This is a genomic window from Pseudomonas reactans (assembly GCF_013387025.1).
In the GTDB taxonomy this organism is placed as follows: Bacteria; Pseudomonadota; Gammaproteobacteria; order Pseudomonadales; family Pseudomonadaceae; genus Aquipseudomonas; species Aquipseudomonas reactans.
On the sequence record NZ_JACAQP010000007.1, the window covers coordinates 154,871 to 174,686 of the forward strand.

21 protein-coding genes and 1 pseudogene are annotated in these 19,816 nt (G+C 61.9%); 13 read left to right on the forward strand and 9 right to left on the reverse strand.

All coding sequences use genetic code 11. The features are described 5' to 3' along the window. On the reverse strand, window positions 1–1,410 hold the full coding sequence (locus tag HX793_RS09730; RefSeq protein ID WP_177096271.1) for a circularly permuted type 2 ATP-grasp protein: 1,410 nt from the start codon (window positions 1,408–1,410) through the stop codon (window positions 1–3). 352 nt (window positions 1,411–1,762) lie between these two features. Between HX793_RS09730 and HX793_RS09735 the strand changes: the two genes are divergently transcribed. The 3 genes from HX793_RS09735 (at window position 1,763) to HX793_RS31220 (ending at window position 2,686) form a co-directional block, all read left to right on the forward strand. Beyond that, window positions 1,763–2,308, forward strand: a complete 546-nt coding sequence (locus tag HX793_RS09735) for a hypothetical protein (RefSeq protein ID WP_016975682.1) — start codon at window positions 1,763–1,765, stop codon at window positions 2,306–2,308. A 70-nt stretch (window positions 2,309–2,378) separates the two neighbouring features. Continuing rightward, window positions 2,379–2,540: a hypothetical protein gene (locus HX793_RS09740; protein WP_010210501.1), complete on the forward strand. Its 162-nt coding sequence runs from the start codon at window positions 2,379–2,381 to the stop codon at window positions 2,538–2,540. An 11-nt stretch (window positions 2,541–2,551) separates the two neighbouring features. Next, window positions 2,552–2,686, forward strand: a complete 135-nt coding sequence (locus tag HX793_RS31220) for a hypothetical protein (RefSeq protein WP_014718417.1) — start codon at window positions 2,552–2,554, stop codon at window positions 2,684–2,686. Between the two features lie 3 nt (window positions 2,687–2,689). Here the strand turns inward: HX793_RS31220 and HX793_RS09745 are convergent, their stop codons facing one another. After that, window positions 2,690–3,610, reverse strand: a complete 921-nt coding sequence (locus HX793_RS09745) for a LysR family transcriptional regulator (protein WP_177096269.1) — start codon at window positions 3,608–3,610, stop codon at window positions 2,690–2,692. A gap of 113 nt (window positions 3,611–3,723) precedes the next feature. Between HX793_RS09745 and HX793_RS09750 the strand changes: the two genes are divergently transcribed. The 7 genes from HX793_RS09750 to HX793_RS09780 all read left to right on the forward strand — a co-directional run bounded on the left by HX793_RS09750 (window position 3,724) and on the right by HX793_RS09780 (window position 10,954). Then, the gene (locus HX793_RS09750) at window positions 3,724–4,707 is read left to right on the forward strand and encodes an aldo/keto reductase (RefSeq protein WP_177049487.1); all 984 of its coding nucleotides are present in this window, start codon (window positions 3,724–3,726) and stop codon (window positions 4,705–4,707) included. A 59-nt stretch (window positions 4,708–4,766) separates the two neighbouring features. Next, window positions 4,767–5,516 (forward strand): CDP-diacylglycerol diphosphatase, encoded by a 750-nt coding sequence (locus HX793_RS09755; protein WP_177049489.1) that lies wholly within the window; start codon window positions 4,767–4,769, stop codon window positions 5,514–5,516. Between the two features lie 158 nt (window positions 5,517–5,674). After that, the gene (locus HX793_RS31540) at window positions 5,675–7,669 is read left to right on the forward strand and encodes an aminotransferase class I/II-fold pyridoxal phosphate-dependent enzyme (RefSeq protein WP_177049491.1); all 1,995 of its coding nucleotides are present in this window, start codon (window positions 5,675–5,677) and stop codon (window positions 7,667–7,669) included. A gap of 25 nt (window positions 7,670–7,694) precedes the next feature. Further along, the gene (locus tag HX793_RS09765; protein WP_038850534.1) at window positions 7,695–8,549 is read left to right on the forward strand and encodes a transporter substrate-binding domain-containing protein; all 855 of its coding nucleotides are present in this window, start codon (window positions 7,695–7,697) and stop codon (window positions 8,547–8,549) included. Beyond that, entirely contained in the window at window positions 8,549–9,253 is a 705-nt protein-coding gene (locus tag HX793_RS09770) for an ABC transporter permease (RefSeq protein ID WP_177049493.1), read from the forward strand. Before HX793_RS09765 ends, HX793_RS09770 begins: the two co-directional genes overlap by 1 nt. Before the next feature lie 7 nt (window positions 9,254–9,260). Beyond that, on the forward strand, window positions 9,261–9,959 hold the full coding sequence (locus tag HX793_RS09775; RefSeq protein ID WP_016975689.1) for an ABC transporter permease: 699 nt from the start codon (window positions 9,261–9,263) through the stop codon (window positions 9,957–9,959). Beyond that, a complete protein-coding gene (locus HX793_RS09780) occupies window positions 9,956–10,954 on the forward strand; it encodes a DMT family transporter (RefSeq protein WP_016975690.1) in 999 nt (332 codons plus the stop codon). Before HX793_RS09775 ends, HX793_RS09780 begins: the two co-directional genes overlap by 4 nt. Here HX793_RS09780 and HX793_RS31235 read toward each other — a convergent pair. Further along, window positions 10,910–11,449: pseudogene (locus tag HX793_RS31235) on the reverse strand (TetR/AcrR family transcriptional regulator); the annotation flags it as partial. The gene HX793_RS09780 and the pseudogene HX793_RS31235 sit on opposite strands and share 45 nt — an antisense overlap. A 90-nt stretch (window positions 11,450–11,539) precedes the next feature. Between HX793_RS31235 and HX793_RS09785 the strand changes: the two are divergent. Further along, entirely contained in the window at window positions 11,540–12,538 is a 999-nt protein-coding gene (locus HX793_RS09785) for a M14 family metallopeptidase (protein WP_177096267.1), read from the forward strand. Here HX793_RS09785 and HX793_RS09790 read toward each other — a convergent pair. Then, window positions 12,500–13,357: an AraC family transcriptional regulator gene (locus tag HX793_RS09790; protein ID WP_177096265.1), complete on the reverse strand. Its 858-nt coding sequence runs from the start codon at window positions 13,355–13,357 to the stop codon at window positions 12,500–12,502. The two genes, HX793_RS09785 and HX793_RS09790, sit on opposite strands and share 39 nt — an antisense overlap. A 142-nt stretch (window positions 13,358–13,499) precedes the next feature. Here HX793_RS09790 and HX793_RS09795 point away from each other — a divergent pair, with 142 nt between their 5' ends. Then, window positions 13,500–14,300, forward strand: a complete 801-nt coding sequence (locus HX793_RS09795) for an alpha/beta fold hydrolase (protein WP_177096263.1) — start codon at window positions 13,500–13,502, stop codon at window positions 14,298–14,300. A gap of 31 nt (window positions 14,301–14,331) precedes the next feature. Here HX793_RS09795 and HX793_RS09800 read toward each other — a convergent pair whose 3' ends face one another. Both HX793_RS09800 and HX793_RS09805 read right to left on the reverse strand, forming a co-directional pair. Then, complete coding sequence (locus tag HX793_RS09800; protein ID WP_177096261.1) at window positions 14,332–15,120, reverse strand: aldolase; 789 nt, start codon at window positions 15,118–15,120, stop codon at window positions 14,332–14,334. Between the two features lie 3 nt (window positions 15,121–15,123). Beyond that, window positions 15,124–15,828: a haloacid dehalogenase type II gene (locus HX793_RS09805; RefSeq protein ID WP_016975696.1), complete on the reverse strand. Its 705-nt coding sequence runs from the start codon at window positions 15,826–15,828 to the stop codon at window positions 15,124–15,126. Window positions 15,829–15,941: 113 nt separating this feature from the next. Between HX793_RS09805 and HX793_RS09810 the strand changes: the two genes are divergently transcribed. After that, window positions 15,942–16,787, forward strand: coding sequence for a LysR family transcriptional regulator (locus tag HX793_RS09810; protein ID WP_016975697.1), 846 nt, complete (start codon window positions 15,942–15,944; stop codon window positions 16,785–16,787). On the opposite strand, the gene HX793_RS09815 is transcribed toward HX793_RS09810, so the two are convergent. Genes HX793_RS09815 through HX793_RS09825 form a run of 3 tightly spaced genes read right to left on the reverse strand, consistent with a single transcriptional unit; the run spans window position 16,773 to window position 19,688 of the window. After that, complete coding sequence (locus tag HX793_RS09815) at window positions 16,773–17,969, reverse strand: EAL domain-containing response regulator (RefSeq protein ID WP_177096259.1); 1,197 nt, start codon at window positions 17,967–17,969, stop codon at window positions 16,773–16,775. The genes HX793_RS09810 and HX793_RS09815 overlap by 15 nt on opposite strands. A 10-nt stretch (window positions 17,970–17,979) precedes the next feature. Continuing rightward, window positions 17,980–18,363 carry a response regulator gene (locus tag HX793_RS09820; RefSeq protein WP_177096257.1) on the reverse strand — a complete coding sequence of 128 codons (384 nt, stop codon included), beginning with the start codon at window positions 18,361–18,363 and terminating at the stop codon, window positions 17,980–17,982. Continuing rightward, the gene (locus HX793_RS09825; protein ID WP_177061858.1) at window positions 18,348–19,688 is read right to left on the reverse strand and encodes a sensor histidine kinase; all 1,341 of its coding nucleotides are present in this window, start codon (window positions 19,686–19,688) and stop codon (window positions 18,348–18,350) included. The genes HX793_RS09820 and HX793_RS09825 overlap by 16 nt, the downstream gene beginning before the upstream one ends. Window positions 19,689–19,816: the final 128 nt, after the last annotated feature.

The following is a 19,816-nucleotide window of genomic DNA, read 5'->3' on the forward strand; positions in this document are numbered from 1 at the left end:
TCAGCCCTCCACCACCCAGGTGTCCTTGGTTCCGCCGCCTTGCGACGAATTGACGATCAACGAGCCTTCCTTCAGCGCCACGCGGGTGAGGCCACCGGGCACCAGGCGGGTTTCCTTGCCTGAGAGTACAAAGGGCCGCAGGTCGATATGCCGTGGGGCGATGCCGTTTTCGACAAAGGTCGGGCAGGTGGACAGGCTCAGGGTCGGCTGGGCGATGTAGGCGTGGGGCCTGGCCTTGATGCGTTGGCGGAAATCCTCGATCTCGGCGGCGCTGGAGGCCGGACCGACCAGCATGCCGTAGCCGCCGGAGCCCTGGGTTTCCTTGACCACCAGTTCCGGCAGGTTGGCCAGCACGTGGGACAGTTCATCCGGCTTGCGGCACTGGAAAGTCGGTACGTTCTGTAACACCGGTTCTTCATCCAGGTAGAAACGGATCATTTCCGGCACATAGGGGTAGATCGATTTGTCGTCGGCTACGCCGGTGCCAATCGCGTTGGCCAGCACCACATTGCCGGCGCAATAGGCGGCGACCAGGCCGGGAACCCCGAGCATCGACTCCGGGTTGAAGGCCTTGGGGTCGAGGAAAGCGTCGTCGATACGCCGGTAGATCACATCTACCGGCTTGGGGCCGTCGGTGGTGCGCATGAACACCTTGAGGTCCTGCACGAACAGGTCCGCGCCCTCTACCAACTCAACGCCCATTTCACGGGCCAGGAACGCATGTTCAAAGAACGCGCTGTTGAAGCGGCCTGGCGTCAGCACCACCACGTTAGGGTTGTCCAGGCGGCTTGAGCTTTTCAGGGTCTTGAGCAGCAGGTTGGGGTAGTGGTCCACCGGCGCGATACGTTGCTTGGCGAACACCTCGGGGAAGAGGCGCATCATCATCTTGCGGTCTTCGAGCATGTAGCTCACGCCGCTGGGGGTGCGCAGGTTGTCTTCAAGCACGTAGTAGGTGCCGTCACCGTCGCGCACCAGGTCCACGCCGGAAATGTGCGAATAGATGTCGCGGTGCAGGTCCAGGCCGACCATGGCTTTCTGGTAACCCTCGTTGCCCAGCACCTGCTCCGCTGGAATGATCCCGGCCTTGATGATGCGCTGGTCGTGGTAGATGTCGGCGAGGAACATGTTCAGCGCGTTGACGCGCTGGATACAGCCGCGTTCGATCACGCTCCACTCACTGGCGGGGATGCTGCGCGGGATGATGTCGAAGGGGATCAGGCGCTCGGTGTCTTGCTCGTCGCCATACAGTGTGAAGGTGATCCCGGCGCGGTGGAACAGCAAATCGGCTTCACGGCGACGCTGGGCCAGCAGTTCCGGCGGCGTATTCGCCAGCCAGCGGGAAAAATCCTGGTAATGCGCACGGCATACGCCGTTTGCGTCATTCATTTCATCAAAGAAAGATCGAGCCATTCCAGTACCTTGTCAGTGCCGAGAGGAACAGAGGTGGCACTGCCGTTTCAAAAAACGCATTTTTTATGAGCCCGTGGCGGTGGGTGCCAATGGGCCTGGTCCTTACTTTCTTATGGGGTCGGCTCTGGGTCGGGGGGTAACCAATGCTCCTGTATCCGGGCAGATGAATGGATAAAGCAATGCTTGTGCCGGAATACCGCAAACCCTCCATTTGTTGGGCAGGGGCCTATTCAAACGGGCCGGCGCTCCCATTCATGGGGCTACCCATGCTCCGATTTGGTGCATGAACAAACTTGAACTTCACCCACCCCCGATTCTTCTAACGGCACACGAACCTGCATGGAGCACCGCCGTGCCCAGAATCATCTCACCGCAAACCCCGGAATCGAGCCTGCCCGATCACAGCGAGCACAACGCCAAGATCTTCGGTTCGCCCAAGGACCGCCTCGACTTTTACCGGCGCGAAATCCAGTACGAAACCACCATCCTCGCCAACCGCACTGACGCCTACCTCACCGCGCAGTCGTTCCTGGTGATCGCCTTTGTGTCGGGCATGGGCAACCTCAACCCCGAGTGGGGCAAGTTGTTCACCGTGGTGGTGCCGATCTTCCTCGCGGCGCTGGGCATCCTCAGCTCCCTCAACGCCTGGCCAGGGATCCGCGCGGCGTATGACATCATCGATCACTGGCACTTTAAGCAAAGCGAGCTGTTGCGCAGCGAGCCGGTGATGGGCATGGCGTACGACGAATCGCCGCTGTTTTCCGAGATGGAGTCGTCGCACAAGGGCTACCGCAAGTCGCTGCTGTTCTCCATGCGCGCGCCGTGGCTGTTCATGGTGTTCTGGGTACTGCTCGCCACTTATGCGTTCTACATCCAGGTCGACAATCCAGGGTCGTAAGCCGATGGAACTTCATCACCCCGGGCATGACCTTAACTCTACCCAGGCGACATTTTCCGAGAGGTAAGCCATGAGCACAGACAAACAACCCGCCACCGGTGCCGATGCGCCCAAAGATCCGGTGCCAGCAAAAGATCCCAAGGCCAAGGAAAACGACTACAGTCCAGACTTCAAGCCCAAGCCTGAGCCCAAGCCTGAAACCGATGCCGATATCGACACCCAAGGCGGTTAGAGGAGACGGTCATGTCCAAAGAACTCGACGATGAACTCAACGATCCCGGTAATGAAGACCCCGGTTCATTGATGGACGATGCAGAAGTGCCGCTCAACGATCTGGATGAAGCGGCGGATGTGGGCAATACCGAAAACCAGGACTGAACCTCACCCGATCATGTGTGAGCCAATGGTTTTCATCCGGATCATATCCATCAATTGCCGCAACCCCGGCTGTGACTGGCGACGGCTGGGGTAATACATGCACAACGGCTCGCCCATGCAGGCCCAGTCGGGCATGACTTCCAGCAGGCGCCCCTCCTTGAGTTCCAGTTCCACGCGGTTGGACAGGCAGTAGGCAATCCCCACCCCTTGCAGCGCGGCATTGACGATGGTCTCGGTGTCGGCCGCGCTGAAGTGGCCGGGCACGTCGATGCGTTGTTGCCGTGCGCCGTTGCCCAATTCCCATTTATAGGTGGTCTTGTCCCCCAGGTACATGCGGATGCAACTGTGTTGCAGCAGGTCTTTGGGCACCTGCGGCGTTCCGCTTAGAGCAAGATAGGCGGGGGAGGCGACCATGATCCAGCGCAGTTCGCCGGTCAGCGGCACGGCGACCATGTCCTGGGGCACCGTGGCGCCGTAACGGATGCCCGCGTCGTAACCTTCGGCGATGATATCGATCATCTGGTCCTGCACGATCAGGTCCAGGCGCAGTTGCGGGTAGGCGGCGCAAAAATCCCCCAGAATCGGCGCCAACAGCAAGACCGCCGCGTCCCGTGGCACATTCAGGCGCAGCCGGCCGATCGGTGCCTCGCGGTACAGTTCCAGGGTGTCGAGGCCGTCCTTGATGGTGGCAAACCCCTGGATGAGTTTTTCCGCAAGCAGCGTGCCAGCATCGGTGGGTTCCACCGCGCGACTGGTGCGGTAGAGCAACTTCACGCCCAGGCGGGTTTCCAGATTGCGCATCGTATGGCTCAACGCTGACGTGGTGACGCCCAGCTCATGGGCAGCGTGGCGGAAGCTGCGGCGGCGGATGATCGCCATGAACACGTTGAGATCAGCCAATTCGGAACGGTTGAAAGCAGCCATTTCAAGTCTCTTGAGCAGGAATTCGGCTGCATGCGGCGTTGAGCCCGATTCAACCGTGGATGACTTAGAGTAATTGTTTTTCTAAGCATTATTGCGCGCCACGGGATTTTTTTATGCACGTTGAGACCATCAGAATTGCCGGCATCGACCAAGCGGTCTCGCGGATTGCCCTCGGCACCTGGTCCATGGGCGGGCACCTGTGGGGTGGGGCGGACAATGAACAGGCCATCCGCACCCTGCGCCATGCCCTGGCAATCGGTATCAACCTGATCGACACCGCGCCGGTGTACGGCTTTGGCCTGTCCGAAGAACTGATCGGCAAAGCCCTGCGTGGCGTGCGCCACAGCGCGGTGATCGCGACCAAGGCCGGGCTGCAATGGGACACCGGCACCCCCCGGCGCAACGCCACGGCCCAGCGCATCCGCAAGGAAGTCGAAGACTCCCTGGTGCGCCTGCAAACTGACTACATCGACCTGTACCAGATCCACTGGCCCGACCCGCTGGTGGCCCAGGAAGAAACCGCCGATGAGCTGGAACGCCTGCGCCGGGAAGGCAAGATCCTCGCGGTCGGCGTGAGTAACTATTCTTCCGCGCAGATGGACGATTTCAGCCAGCACACTGCGCTGGCCACGGTGCAGCCGCCCTATAACCTGTTCGAACGGGCCATCGACAGCGACATCCTGCCCTATGCCAAACAGCATTCGCTGGTGGTGTTGGCCTACGGTCCACTGTGTCGAGGGTTGCTCAGCGGCAGCATGCATTCAGCCACGCGCTTTGCCGGCGATGATGTGCGCACGCTTGACCCCAAGTTCAAGGCGCCGCGTTTTGAACACTACCTGGCCGCCGTAGCGGCACTGGATATGTATGCCCGCGAGTGCCACGGTAAATCGGTGCTGGCCTTGGCCCTGCGCTGGGTGCTTGATCAAGGCCCGACCATCGCCCTGTGGGGTGCCCGGCGGGCGGAGCAGTTGAAGGGCTACGAAGAAGCCTTCGGCTGGCACCTGACGCCCGAAGACCTGACGCATATAGACCGTATCCTGGCCAACACGATAAAAGATCCGATCGGCCCGGAATTTATGGCCCCGCCCAAGCGTTAACCCTGCGACAGGGATGTCGCCAGCAACACACACAACATCCCTGTACGTCGAGGTTTTGCATGAAACGCGGTTCCGTATTCACGATCGCTGGTGGTTTGCTCTGTGGGTTAGTGCTCGTGGGGGCCTGGAAGTGGCGGGGCAACCCGGATGCCTTGTGGCAGACCGTCAGCCAGCAATGTGTGCCCCACCAGCAACAGCAGCTCAAGCCCGACCCCTGCCTGGCGGTGGACCTGGACCGCGGCTACGTCCTGTACAAAGACCGCAACGGCCCGCTGCACAACCTGCTGATGCCGGCGGACAAGGTCACCGGTATTGAAGACCCGGCCCTTGGCCGCGAGCTGCTGCCGCATTACTTCACCCAGGCCTGGCAACATCGCCGGGTGTTGTCTGACGGCTTGAAAAAACCGATTGACGATCAGTTCGTGTCGGTGGCGATCAACTCTCGCTATGGTCGCTCCCAGAACCAGTTGCACGTGCATATCGCCTGCCTGCGCCCGGACGTCTACATCGCCCTCAGTCAGCAAGCGCTGGATGAGCAATGGCGGATGCTGCCGGTGCAACTGATGGGACACACCTACAGCGCCCGACTGCTGTCGGCAGCCGAGGCCGAGCTGCGTGACCCGCTGGCGGTGTTGCGTGATTACGTAGACGCCCAGGGCGACTCGATGAGCCAGTACAGCCTGCTGATGGCAGCGCGCGCCGATGGCAATTTCGTGTTGCTGAGTACCCATGTCACGCTGAGCGAGCTGAACCTCGGCTCAGCCGGCGAACTGCAAGACTATCGCTGCGGCCTGATGAGCCAACTGTAAACCGACGAAAATCACCACAACGACCTCTTTGGAGCATAAACGACACGGCCGTGGATTTACCCATTGAACGACTGTTCAGTTTGAACTATGTTGACCGCATCCACCCGTTTGTCACGTAACGGGTTCGCGCTGTTTCTTCTTGAACGAGAGGCTCTGGCATGCGGTTTTCCCCCTTCGTCGAACGAATTGCAGGGCAGGGCGTAGCCGCCTGGGACATCCACCACGCCGCGTTCCAGGCGGCCAGCCAGGGCGAAGACATCATCATCCTCAGCGTTGGCGATCCAGACTTTGCCACGCCTTCCTTCATTACCGACACGGCCATAAGTGCCTTGCGCGAAGGTGACACCCACTACACTGAAATTCCCGGCCGCCCGGCATTGCGCGAGGCCATCGCGGCACGCTACAGCCAGACCCTGGGCCGTCCATTGAACGCCGACAACGTCATCACTGTGGCCGGTGCACAGAACGCATTGTTCGTGACCTCCCTGTGCCTGCTGCAGGCCGGCGATGAAGTGCTGGTGCTCGACCCGATGTACGTCACCTACGAGGCCACGCTCAAGGCCAGCGGCGCGACACTGGTCCGTGTGCCCTGTTCGCCGGAGTCCGGCTTTCGCCTGGATGCCCAGTTGCTCGGCGCAGCCATCACACCGCGTACGCGGGCAATTTTCTTCTCCAACCCGAACAACCCCACCGGCGTGGTGCTCAACCCGCACGAGCTGCAAGCCATTGCCGACCTGGCGATTGCCCACGACCTGTGGGTGGTGGTCGATGAGGTCTATGAAAGCCTGGTGTTCGACGGTGAGTACCACAGCCTCGCGGCGTTGCCGGGCATGGCCGAGCGTTGCGTGGTGATTGGCAGCCTGTCCAAGTCCCATGCCATGACCGGCTGGCGCATCGGCTGGATCATCGCCACGCCGCAGATGGTCGCCCACGCCGAGACCCTGGTGCTCAGCATGCTCTACGGGCTGCCGGGCTTCGTGATGGAAGCCGCGACTGCCGCCGTGCTGGCCCATGACGAGGTCACCCAGGGCATGCGCGAGATTTATCGGCGCCGACGCGACCTGGTGGTGAGGGGGCTGAGTGCGTGCCCTGGCATCCAGGTGCAGGCGCCGCAAGCTGGGATGTTTGTGCTGGTGGATGTGCGCGGCACCGGCCTGGGCTCCCTCGACTTTGCCTGGCGCCTGTTTCGGGAAGCCGGGGTTTCGGTACTCGACGCCGCCGCCTTTGGCGAGCCGGCCCAAGGGTTCGTGCGCTTGTCGTTCACCCTGGGTGAAGAGCGCCTGAGTGAAGCCTGCCGACGCATCGTGCAATTTGTCGCCAAGCTGGCCGGTGAACCGCGAAGTGCGGCGACGCTCAGGATCGAAGTGGTGCAGCCAGCCCCAGCCAAAAAGATGATCGAGGTCATCGACCTGCACAAGCGCTTCGGCAATATCGAAGTGCTCAAGGGCATTTCCCTCACGGCCCACGAAGGCGACGTGATCTCGCTGATCGGCGCCAGCGGCTCGGGCAAAAGTACCTTGCTGCGCTGCATCAACATGCTCGAAGTGCCGGACCAGGGCAGCATCCATGTGGACGGCGAAAGCATCAAGCTCAACTACGGTCGGCCCGGCGCGCCTCTGGTCGCAGATGCCAAACAGCTGGTACGTATCCGCTCGACCCTGGGCATGGTCTTCCAGAACTTCAACCTGTGGCCACACCGCACGGTCCTGGAAAACCTTATCGAAGCCCCCACCCAGGTCCTGCGCGAAAGCCGTGCCGAGGCCATCGAGCGCGCCGAAGCCTTGCTCGACCGCGTCGGCCTGGCCGCCAAGCGCAACGAATACCCGGCGTTCCTCTCCGGCGGCCAACAGCAACGGGTGGCGATTGCCCGCGCGTTGGCCATGCGTCCCAAAGTCATGCTGTTCGACGAACCCACCTCGGCCCTCGACCCGGAACTGGTGGGCGAAGTGCTGCGGGTGATCCGCTCCCTGGCCGAGGAAGGTCGCACCATGATCCTGGTCACCCATGAAATGGCCTTCGCCCGGGATGTGTCGTCGAAAGTGGCGTTCCTGCACCAAGGCATGATCGAAGAAACCGGCTCGCCGGATGCGGTGTTTATCGACCCACGCAGTGAACGTTGCCGACAGTTCGTCAACGCGCATCAAACTCGCTAACTCCATAAAAAGACGGGGCAAAATCATGAAATCCAAGCGTATGGCAACGTGGTTGAGCAGTGCTGTTTTGATGTTGGCTGCAGGTTTCACCCAGGCGGCGGAAAAACCCATCGTGTTTGCGGTCGCTGCGGAGCCCTATCCGCCGTTCACCGTTAAAGGCGGCAACGGCCAGTGGTCCGGCTTTGAAGTGGACCTGATCCACAAGCTCTGCGAAGGCATGAAAGCCGAGTGCCAGATCAAGGAGGTGGCGTGGGACGGCATTATTCCCTCGTTGCTGGCGAAGAAAATCGACGTGATTTTTTCATCGATGTCGGTGACCGATGAGCGTGAAAAACAGATCGCTTTCAGCCGCGCCTACTACGATTCCCTGCTGGGCGTCGCCGGGCCCAAAGGCAGCGAAGTCGAAATCTCCCCGGCGGGCCTAAAGGGCAAGTTGATCGGCGTGCAGATCTCCACCGTCAGCGCCAACTACCTGAAGAAGTACTACGAAAACATCGCGGACCTGAAGTACTACGACACCCAGGAATCGGCCAACGCCGACCTGATCGCCGGGCGTATCGACTACATGATGGCCGACGACACCGCCATCGCCATGATGGTCAAGACCCCGGAAGCCAGCGGCCTGGCGCACATCGCCAGCGTGCCTTACGACCCGATCATCGGCCGAGGTGTCGGCGCCGGCCTGCGCAAGGAAGACACGGCGCTCAAGGCGCGGCTGGATAAGGCCATCGGTGAATTGCTGGTGAGCAAGGACTACGACGACCTGTCGCAGCACTATTTCGGCCTGTCGGTCAGCCCGTGCAAGCGCGGTGACACCCCGGCGTTTGTCAGCAAGACCTGCGACAGCCCCTATCAACACGTCGCCCAGAAGACCGAATAATGCTCGACCTCCTAAGCTTCGGCGAACAAGGGTGGGGCAATGCGTTGCTCAAAGGGTTATGGATGACCCTGCAAATCTCCGCCGGTTCGTTTGCGGTGGGTTTGTTGATCGGCCTGGTGGTGGCCTGCGCCAAGCTCAGTGCGCCACGGCCGATTGCGCTGCTGATGCGCGGCTACACCACGGTGTTTCGTGCGGTGCCGGAACTGCTGTTGATCCTGCTGCTGTATTACGCCGGCTCCATGGGCCTCAACGCGCTGATGCTGGGGATGGGCTTCGAGCAGATGAACATCAGCGGCCCGCTGGTCGCGATCCTGGTGTTGGGCCTGGTGCAGGGCGCGTACGCTTCGGAGATTTTCCGCGCGGCAATCCTGGCGATTCCCCACGGCCAGATCGAAGCGGCTCGGGCGTTTGGCTTGAGCGGGTTTGGCCTGTTCCGCCGGGTGACCTTGCCGATCATGGCGCCGTTCGCCCTGGCCGGTATGTCCAACCTGTGGATCAACCTGATCAAGGACAGCGCCTTGATCAGCGTGGTCGGCACCAACGAGTTGCTGTACACCGCCAAGCAGGCGGCGGGCTCGACTCGTCAGTACCTGCTGTTCTACCTCACGGCCGCCGCCTTGTATTACCTGGTGACGCTGGCCTCCAACTACCTGTCCGGGCGCCTGGAGCGACGTATCCGTCGCTGGATGCCGGTTGTCGAGTGAGCGGGCCATGCCTGAATGGATAAGTTATTACGCCAGCCTGATCGCCAAAGGCTTGCAGACCACCTTGTCGCTGCTGGTGATCTCGGCAGTGTTGGGTTTCGCGCTGGCGGTGCTGGTGGCGCTGGCGCGTTTGTCGCGGCGCAAATGGCTGGCCCGTGGCGCGCTGGCCTACACCAGTGTGCTGCGCGGCACGCCGCTGCTGATCCAGATCTACATTTTCTACTACGGGCTGGGCAGCCTGTTTGCGCAGTTTCCGATGATTCGCGGCAGCTTTCTGTGGCCGTACCTGCGTGACGGTTACTGGTACATCGTGTTTGCCCTGGTGTTGTCGGTGGGTGCCTACGTCGGCGAAGTGATTCGCGGCGGCCTGCTGGCGGTGCCCAAGGGCGAAATGGAAGCCGCCTCGGCATTCGGCATGACGCCACGCCAGGCCCTGTTGCGCGTGCGTTTGCCACGGGCGATGCGCTTGCTGTTGCCAACGCTGGCGGGGGAGACGGTGATGTTGCTCAAGTCCACCGCGCTGGCCTCGACCATTGCCGTGGTCGACCTGTTGGGCGCGGCCAACGTGGTCCGCGCGCAGACCTTGCAGATCTACCAGCCGCTGCTGCTGGTGGCGGCGGTCTACCTGTGCCTGACCTTCCTCATCGAAGGGGTCTACGCCATCGCCGAACGGCGCGGTACGCCGCTGCGCAGGTCGGCCGGATGAAACAGGACCGTTCGTTGCAAGGGATTGCCCTGTGTTCGCTGGCCTATTTGTTCCTGGCGTTGCAGGACGCGGTGGTCAAGTGGCTGGTGGCCGATTACTCGGTGTTCACCATCCTGTTCTGGCGCAGCCTGGTGGTGGTGGTCGCGTGCTTGATCGCCGGGCGCATGGGCCTGGTACGCAGCGCCTGGACGTCGGTCAGCCGGCGCTTGCTGATCATTCGCGGGCTGTTGTCGTTGCTCGCGTGGTTGCTGTATTACACCGCGGCCAAGGACCTGAGCCTGGCGGAAATGACCACGCTGTATTTCTCTGCGCCGATCATGGTCACGCTGTTGGCCGCGCTGATCCTCAAGGAGCGCGCCAGCCGTGGACAGTGGATCGCATTGATCATCGGGTTTGTCGGGGTGGTTATTGCGTGCCGTCCCACGCATATGCTCGACCCGTGGCCCATCGCCCTGACCTTGGGCGCGGCGCTGTGCTGGGCGTTTACCTATATCCAGTTGCGCCAGGTCGACCCGAGCAGTTCGGTGTTGGAACAAATGCTCATCACCAACGTCGTGTTTGTGCTGTGCATGGGCGTGACCTTGCCCTGGACTCACACACCGGCGCCCACGCCGGCCTGGCTGGGCATGTTGGCGGCCGGCTTGGTCGGCGGCATCGGGCAATTCCTGCTGTTTGCCAGCTTTCGCCGCGCCACCGCGACCTTACTCGCGCCGTTTGAATACACCGGGCTGATCTGGGCGTTCCTCCTGTCGAGCCTGGTGTGGGGCACGTTGATGGATGGCTCGCTGATCATCGGCGCCGTGTTGATTGCCATCAGCGGCACCCTGGCCATGCTCAGCGCGCGGCATCCGGTGTCACAGGACGTGGTCGGCGCCGAATGCGCCGTGACGCAACCCTTGTACCCAGCAGCGGCAGATGTGCAGCCCGTTGGCGGGGCTGAAGGTGCCGGGGTTGAGGCAGCCCTCAAGCCAGAGTCCGTCGAGCATCGCCGATAAGCCGATGGCGGCCAGGTGGCTGTCGTGGATCACCAGGTTTTCACTGCGGGCCAGATCGTCCAGCAGTTGTTGGATCAATGCCAGGTAGGCGTGGTAGCTGTTTTCGTGGGACTGGTTCACGTGGGGCGAATGGCGGATCAGGCTCCAGAACACTACCCACACGCCGAGCAGATCGGGGTCCATGACCCGGGGCGAGAATGAGGCGCTGAGGAATGCATCCAGGCGCGCAGCAGGGCCTTCGGCCTGTTCCACGTGCGCCCAGAGGGCACTGGTCAGCTCGTTGGCCAGCTTGTGGTAAGTCTCGGCGATCAGTGCATCGATGCTGCCGAAATGGTGGTTGAGCAACCCCACCGACACCCCGGCCTCGGAAGCGATACGGCGCACGGAAATCCCCGCATGCCCATCGCGGGCCAGGCAGGTGAGGGTGGCAGCAATCAGCAGGTCCCGGCGTTCGTCGGGGTCGGCACGGCGCAGTTTGGGCAGCTCGGGGGTCATGGGCAGGCCTTGAATGGAACAGCACAGCGCTCAGGTTAGTTGAACATGTGTTCAATCTCTACCGATTAATTGATCAGAGGAGGGCAAGGCATGGCAAAAGACCTTTCGTGGCAGGTCACCGGCGATTCCGGCAATGTGCTGCACATCGGCGCCTGGCGTTTCGACGGCGACGGCAGTGGGCCGAAGGTGCACCTGCAGGCCGGTGTGCACGCCGACGAAATCGCCGGGATGCTGGTGCTGCATCAACTGCTACCGCGCTTGCAGGCGTGCGCCGAGCAGGGCCGACTCAAGGGCACGGTCACGGTGGTGCCCCAAGCCAATCCCTTTGGTATCGGCCAGTTCCGCCAGGGCCGCGTGCTCGGTCGCTTTCACGAAGCCACCGGGCAGAACTTCAACCGTGCCTTCGATTGTTCGCTGGCCATGGAGCACCCGGCGAGCAACCTGGCGCAATGGCAGAAACGCCTGGTGCAACTGGCCGCCGATGCCGACCTGATACTGGACCTGCACACCGACGACGAGGCGCTGCCTTATCTCTACATCCACCGCAGCTTCTGGCCCGAGCAAGGCCTGGCACTGGCGGCGGCCTTGAGGGTGGACCTGGTGATTGTCTGGGATGAAGGTGGCGATGGTTCCTTTGAAGAAACGCTCATCAACCACGCTTCGCCGCAACTGGCGGCAACCATTGAACTGCGCGGGCAGGCGGACGTCAGCGATGCCCTGGCGCAACAGGACGCCGATGGGCTGTGGGCGTGGTTGTGCATCAATGGCGTGATCGACGAGGTGGCCAACATTGCCGAATGGCAAGGCGACGTGGTCGACATGGGCTGCATGGAAACCGTCCTAGCACCCTGCGCTGGTGTGCTGGTGTTCGAAAAGAGCTTGGGCGACGACCTGGAAGAAGGCCAGCGTTTCGCGCGCATTATCGGCCGCCCCGGTGACCCGGCTTCCGAAGTGACCCTGTACGCCGCCCAGGCCGGACGCATGGTCACCCGCCACCGTGAACGCCTGGTGGCGCAAGGCTCGGTGGTCGCCAAGTTCACCGGCACACGGTTATCCGACAGCTACAGCGGCGGCGTGCTGGACCCGTAGCGGCGCCTGCAACTGCAGCCATTCCCGCGGGCTGGTGCCGATCTTGCGCCGGAACGCACGGGCCAGCGCCGAAGGGCTTTCATAACCGACTTCATCGGCGATCAGGGCGATGGGCCGACCTTCACGCAGACGTTTCTGCGCCAGGCTCACACGCCAGCTCAGCACATAGTCGGCCGGCGTTTGGCCCACCACTTTATGGAAGTGCGCAGCGAAACTGGCCCGGGACATGTTCGACTCTACCGCCATTTCCTGCACAGTCCACGGGCGTTCGGGGTAGTTGTGCAGCAGGGTCATGGCCCGCGCCAGGCGCAGGTCCGCCAGGCCCGACATCATGCCGGTGGTCATGCTGTGATAGGCCATCATGTGGCGCAGGAACTGAATCACCATCAACTCGAACAGCCGGTTCATTACCGCCTCGCGTCCACAGTGTTCGGCGAAGGCTTCATCGAACAGCCACTCCAGCGTGCCGGCGATCATCGGAATCTGCTGGAGCGGCATCACGATGGTGTCGGTCAACGCCACGGACAACGGGTTATCGATCCCTCCATCAAAACGCAGCGAAGCCGCTACCACCTGGGCGCGATCGGCTTTGGCCGCCACCAGCCGATGGGGCAGGGGGCGCGGCACCAGCACCAAACTGGGCTCGGGAATGCGCAGGGTGCCGTCGGGCATTTCCAGGCTGGCCTGGCCGTCCTTGAGCAGGTAGACCCGGCCGCGCTGCTGCAGATCGCGGGTGTCGAGGGCGCCGTGCAGCGGCCCACTATGAAAGGTCTCGGCATCGATGCCGAAGTGCACCAGCAGTGTGGACAAACGATCCATGAATCACCTGAGTTCAATAAACGATCTGTTTAGACGATCTGCGCCATATCGTCGACTATTAGCCTCCATTTGTAAAACACGTTTCGGCATCATGGCCTCACGTTCAACGCCTTGAGCGCCCAACCCCACGGAGCAAACGTTCATGAAAACCTTCAAGTTCTCCCGCGTCGCCGCCGCCCTGATCACCGGCGCACTTGCCTTCGGTGTCGCCACCACCAGCTTCGCTGCCCCACAGAAAGCCACCGTGGTACTGGTGCATGGCGCGTTTGCCGACGCCTCCAGCTGGAACGGCGTGATCGCCGGGCTCAAGGCCGAAGGCTACCCGGTGGTCGCCGTGGCCAACCCGCTGCGCAGCGTCAAGACTGACTCGGACTATGTGGCCGATATCGTCGAGCACACCCAAGGCCCGGTGATCCTGGTCGGCCATTCCTACGGCGGCTCGGTGATCTCCAACGCCGTGCACGGCAGCAACAAGGTCAAGGCGCTGGTCTACGTCGCCGCATTCGCCCCGGAAAAAGGCGAGACCGCGTTTGAGCTGTCCGGCCGCTACCCTGGCGGCACACTCGGCCCGACCCTGGATAAACCCGTGATCTCCAAGGACGGCGTGACCGACCTGTACATCCAGCAAGACAAGTTCAACAGCCAGTTCGCCGCCGACGTGGCGCCCAAGGAAGCCCAGTTGATGGCGGCGGGCCAACGCCCGATCACCGAAGCCGCGCTGAAGGAACCGTCGGGTGACCCGGCCTGGAAAACCGTGCCGTCCTACTTCATATACGGTTCAGCGGACAAAAATATTCCCGAGGCCGCGCTTAAATTCATGGCTGACCGGGCGGGTTCCAAGGAAACCGTGGACGTGAAGGGGGCTTCCCACGTGGTGATGGTGTCGAACCCGGCGCGGGTGGTGGCGATCATCAATGATGCGGCCAAGGCCAACGCGCAGTAACCAAAAGCGTGGGGGCCCAGGCCCCCATTTTTTATTGATCGAACGATGAACCGCGCTGCTTCAACCGCCGCATCGCACTGTCCAGATGCGCCCGCGCACTCGCCGGGTCGCCTTCACGCATCTGCTCATACGCCAATTGCGCCACCGCCGGGTCAATCGGCTTGAGCGGCTGCCCGCTGGCCATGGCTTTCAACTGCACCTCGGCCGCCCGCTCCAGGTAGTACAGGTCATCCCAGGCTTCGGCGATGTTCGGCGCAGCCACCATCACTCCATGATTCTTCAGAAACAGAATGTCGGCGTCGCCCAACGCCGCAGCGATACGCTGACCTTCACGCTTATCCAGCGCCAGGCCGTTGTAATCCTCATCCACCGCCGTGCGCCCATAAAACTTCAGCGCCGTCTGCCCCAGCCACAACAAGGGCGAGCCTTGCAACAGGCACAACGCCGTGGCATTGGGCATATGGGTATGGAACGCCGCCTTGATGCGCGGCTGCTGTTGATGCAACTGGGCGTGGATGTAGAACGCCGTGGCTTCCGGCGTGCCGTCGCCGTCTATCACGTTGCCGTGGAAATCACACACCAACAGATGAGAGGCGGTGATTTCCTCGAAGGCGTAGCCGAACGGGTTGACGAAGAACACATCGTCATGCCCCGGCACCGTCGCCGAGAAGTGATTGCAGATGCCTTCTTCCATGCCATGCAGCGCCGCCAATTGCAGGCAAGCCGCGAGTTCTACGCGGGCGTCGATGGCGGCCAGGCTATCGAGATTCAAGCGCCCGGCGCGTGGGCCAAGGGAGGAGGGCGTGAAGGTATGGGCCATGGCTCACCATCCTAAGGACTTGAACAGTTCGGGAACGCCGTCGAGGGTTGGCAGGATCGCGTCGGGTGTGTAGTCGGCCAGCAATTGGCGACCGGTGCCACGGTCGATCCATACGCAGCGAAAACCGATATCTCGCGCGGCGGCGTGATCCAGGTGCGGGCTGGCGCAGATGTGCACCACCTCGTCGAGGTTCACGCCCAGTTGTTCATGGGCGTAGTCGAACAGGCGTCGATTGGGCTTGTAGGCACCGGCTTGCTGGGCGGTGATCACCCGGTCGATGTGGCCACCCAGTTGCGCCACATTGCCGGCGATCACGTCATCGTCGGTGTTGGAAACGATGCACAGTTTGTAGCCCAGGGCCTTCAACTGCTTGAGCGTATCCACCACCTCGGGAAACGGTGGCATGGCGCTGATGCTGTCGGTGAGGATTGCGCCATCCTGGTCATTGGCAGGCAAGCCCAGCTCCTTGAGCGCGAGTTGCAGGCTCAGCCCCGCCAGGGTGCGGAAGCTGCGGTGCGGTGGGGTTTGCTCCAGGGCATGTTCGTGATGGTCGTACACGCTGATCAACGTTTCTCTATCGACCTGATGCTCGCCTTTTTGATCTAGGATGCGGTCGACAGCGGCACGCAGGCCTTCATCCCATTGGATCAAAGTGCCGTAGCAATCAAAGGTCAGCCACAGCGGGCGAGGGGAGTGTTTGAGCGGCATGGGGCACCTGCAGGAAAGTGGGTGGTCGATGCAGCATAGGAAACCTGGCTCTTAGTAGGAAATTAAATTAACCTCTGCATCACAGTTGAATTATCGATAAGAAGGCCGCCGCCATGTTTGATCTGGAACTCTTGCATACCCTGGTCTGCGTGGTCGATGAAGGCAGCTTCACCCGGGCCGCCGAGCGCGTGCACCGCACCCAGTCCACGGTCAGCCAGCAGATTCGCAAGCTGGAAGAAAGCGTCGGCCAGGTGTTGCTGGTGCGCGACCGTTCGGGCCAGCAAGTCAGTGCCACCGAACACGGCGAACTGCTGACCCATTACGCGCGCCGCCTGTTGAACCTGTCCCGCGAAGCCCGCGATGCCTTGGACACTGAGGCCAGCGTAGTGCCGGTGCGCCTGGGCGTGCCCGAGGATTTCGACGCGACGCGTATGGCGTCGATGCTTTCGGGGTTCGTACGCGCCCGCCCCGAGGCGCGACTGGAGACGGTCAGCGGCATGAGCACCGACCTGCGTCGGCAACTGGACAGCGGAGAAATCGACATCGCCCTGGTCAAGCGCGAAGCCGGCAGCGGTGAGTGCCACGCCAGCTGGCCGGAGCCCTTGGTGTGGGTGTGCGGCCAGGGCCAGGATATGCAACTCGACACCTTGCCCCTGGCGCTGTTTCCCCAAGGCTGCATCTACCGCCAGCGCGCCATTCGTACCTTGGACAAGGCCCGGCGCAGTTGGCGCGTGGCGTTTGGCAGCCACAGCCTCACCGGGATCCAGGCGGCGGTCACATCGGGCTTGGGTGTCAGTATCCTGCCGAAAAGCGCGGTGTTGCCCAGCCACCGCATCTGCACCGAGCTTGCGCCAGTCCCGTCTTCGGAACTCGCGTTGATCAGCGGTGCCGAGCACCTGAGCGCCACTCACCGTGGATTGATCGAGTGCCTGCGCGAGGAGATTTCACGGAGTCTCTGAACGCTCCAACAGTAGCCGCTCCAGGGTTGCCACCGGCAATGGCCGGCTGAACAGGTAGCCTTGGATCTGATCGCAGCCGGCAGCTTTCAGGAACGCCAATTGCGCCTGGGTTTCTACGCCTTCGGCGACCACCCGCAGGTTAAGGCTGTGGGCCAGTTCAATGATGGTGCGGGTGATTGCGGCATCCTGGGGGTTGCTGGTGACTTCGCGGATAAACGCGATGTCGATCTTCAGCGTGTCGATGGGAAAACGCCGCAGGTACGCCAGGCTTGAATAGCCGGTGCCGAAGTCGTCGATAGAGATTTTCACGCCCATGTCATGCAAGCGTTGCAGGCTGAAGATGGTGTGCTGGGTGTTTTCCATCAATGAGCCTTCGGTCAGCTCCACTTCCAGCCAGTGCGGCTCGACGCCGGTTTGCACGAGGATACGTGCGATATCGGCAATCAGATCGCCTTCTATGAGTTGATGGCCGGAAACGTTGACCGACACCTCCACGGCGCCAATGGCACTGCGTTGCCAGGCGGCAATCTGCTGGCAAACGGCTTCGATCACCCAGCGTCCTACCGGCACGATCAGGCCGAGGCTCTCCAATACCGGTACGAACACCGCGGGGGAAACGGCGCCATGACCCGGTCGGTCCCAGCGCAGCAGGGCCTCGAGCGCACAAAGCTGACCCGTCGCAAGCTCGACTTTTGGCTGGTAATGCACGATGAATTCATTGCGTTCCACGGCCTGGCGCAGGGCGGTTTCCAGGTCCCGACGGTCGACGTCAGGTTGCAGGGCTTGGCGTAGGTTATCCGCCCGCTCGCCGTGAGCGGTGAGCCGCAGCAGGTTGCGCACACGCAAAGACAGTTCGATACGCTCGATCGGTTTGCTGAGGAACTCTTCGGCACCGCTCTCCAGGCCACTGACGCGCGCACCAGGATCACTGAGGGCCGACAGCATGATGATGGGAATACCCGCCGTGGCGTCGTCACTTTTCAGTTGGCTGGCCACCTCATACCCATCCATCCCCGGCATCATGATGTCCAGCAGGATCAGGTCGGGCGCCTGTTGTGCCACCACCTGCAGCGCCTCTTCGCCGCTGCTCGCGCTGACGGTCTGGTAGCCTTCGTGGTGCAACAGCGTTTCCAGGAGCTTGCGCACCTGAGGTTCATCATCAACGATCAGCAGCGTGGCCATGGGTGCATTCTCATCTGAGAGGGTCGTTGTGGGTTTGCAGCAGCGTATCGATCACCTGATAGAGCTCCTTGTAGCGCAGCGGCTTGATCACATAGGCGTCGCAGCCGGCCAGCCGGGTCTTTTCGCGGTCTTCCTTCATTGCCATGGCGGTCAGGGCGATCACCGGAATGTGCGCCGTCAGCGGGTCCTGCTTGAGCAGAGCTGTGGCGGCCAGGCCGTCCATGCCGGGCAGTTGGATATCCATCAGGATCAAGGCCGGTTGCTGTTCGCGGGCCTGGGTCAGGCCGGTCTCGGCATCGGGCGCCCACACGGTCGTATGACCGGCGTTCAGCAGCAGCAGGCGTGCCAGGCGCATATTGGCTTCATTGTCTTCAACGATCAGGACGTGGGCCATGGAGCCTCCGCCGCGCGGTGCAGTGGCAACCACGCCACAAACCGCGCGCCACAGCCTTCGCGACTGGCCACCGCGACACTGCCGCCGTGCAAGTCGGCCAGTTGCTTGACCATCGCCAACCCCAGGCCCGTGCCTTCGAATTTGCGCGCCAGGCTGCTGTCGATCTGGCTGAACGCCTTGAACAGCTTGCCCATATCGTCCTCGGCAATGCCGATACCGGTGTCGCTGACGCTCAACTCCAGGAATTGCTGCTGAGGGCTCGCGGGCAAGGCAAAGCAATACACCGGCCAATCGCCGGGAATTTGCCCGACCTGTTCGCGGGTGACCTGGCGCACCGTCAGCGTTACCGAACTGCCGTGTTCGCTGAACTTCACCGCATTGGCCAGCAGGTTGTAGACGATCTGCTTGGTCTTGCGCAGGTCCAGTTCCAGGTGGCCGAGGTCGTCGGGGCATTCCAGCTTCAATTGGATACGTTGCAGTGCGGCCTTTTCCCGCACGATCAGCAAGCTATTGGCCAAAAGGCCCGCCAGCTCAACGCTTTCCAGCTCCAGTTCCATCATCCCGGCCTCGACCTTGGACAGGTCGAGAATATCGTTGATCAACGACAGCAAGTGCTGGCCGCTGGTGAAGATGTCCCCGATGTATTCGCGCTGCGTCTCGCTCATGTCACCGACGAGTCCGTCCTTGAGCGCCTCGGAAAATCCAATCACCGCATTCAACGGCGTGCGCAGTTCGTGGGACATGGTGGCGAGGAACTCGGACTTCATGTGGCTTGCGTGCTCCAGCTCCAGGTTCTTTTCTTCCAGGGCGCGCTCGAAGCCTTTGCGCTCGGCTTCTTCCTGCTTGCGCGCGGTGTTGTCGGTGCCAATCAGCAGGTAGCCGATGATGGTGTCATGCCGGTTGCGCAGGGCGGTCACCGAAACCATGGCCGACAGGCGACTGCCGTTCTGGCGGATGTAGGTCAGCTCGTAGATGTCTTCGATGCCACGGGAAGCCTTGAACACCAGGGCTTCGAAACCCGGCGTAATGGGCGTGTCCAACTCAAGGCTCAAGGCAGCGGCGCGGGTGATCAGCTCGACAGGGTCGGAAATATCGGCGGGGGTGATGCGGTTGACCACATCGGCGGCGGCATAACCGAGCATGCGTTCGGCGCCGACGTTGAAGATCTGGATCACGCCTTTTTCATCCGTGGCGATACTGGAGAAGTAGGCGCTGTTGAAGATGGCGTCTTGCAGCGCGCCGGTCTTGAGCAGGGTTTTCTGCCGTTTGAACTCGACGATCTTTTCGGCGCGCGATTGCGGCTGTTCGGGTAACGGTGTGTCCATCGCTTGGGCGTTCCGTGACGTTCAGGCCCGCCGTCGTCGACTGACAATGGCGCAGAGCATGCTCACAGAAGATCGCTTGGGGGGCGATGAGGAGGAGATGAGGTGCTTGGACAATAGCAGACAAACGG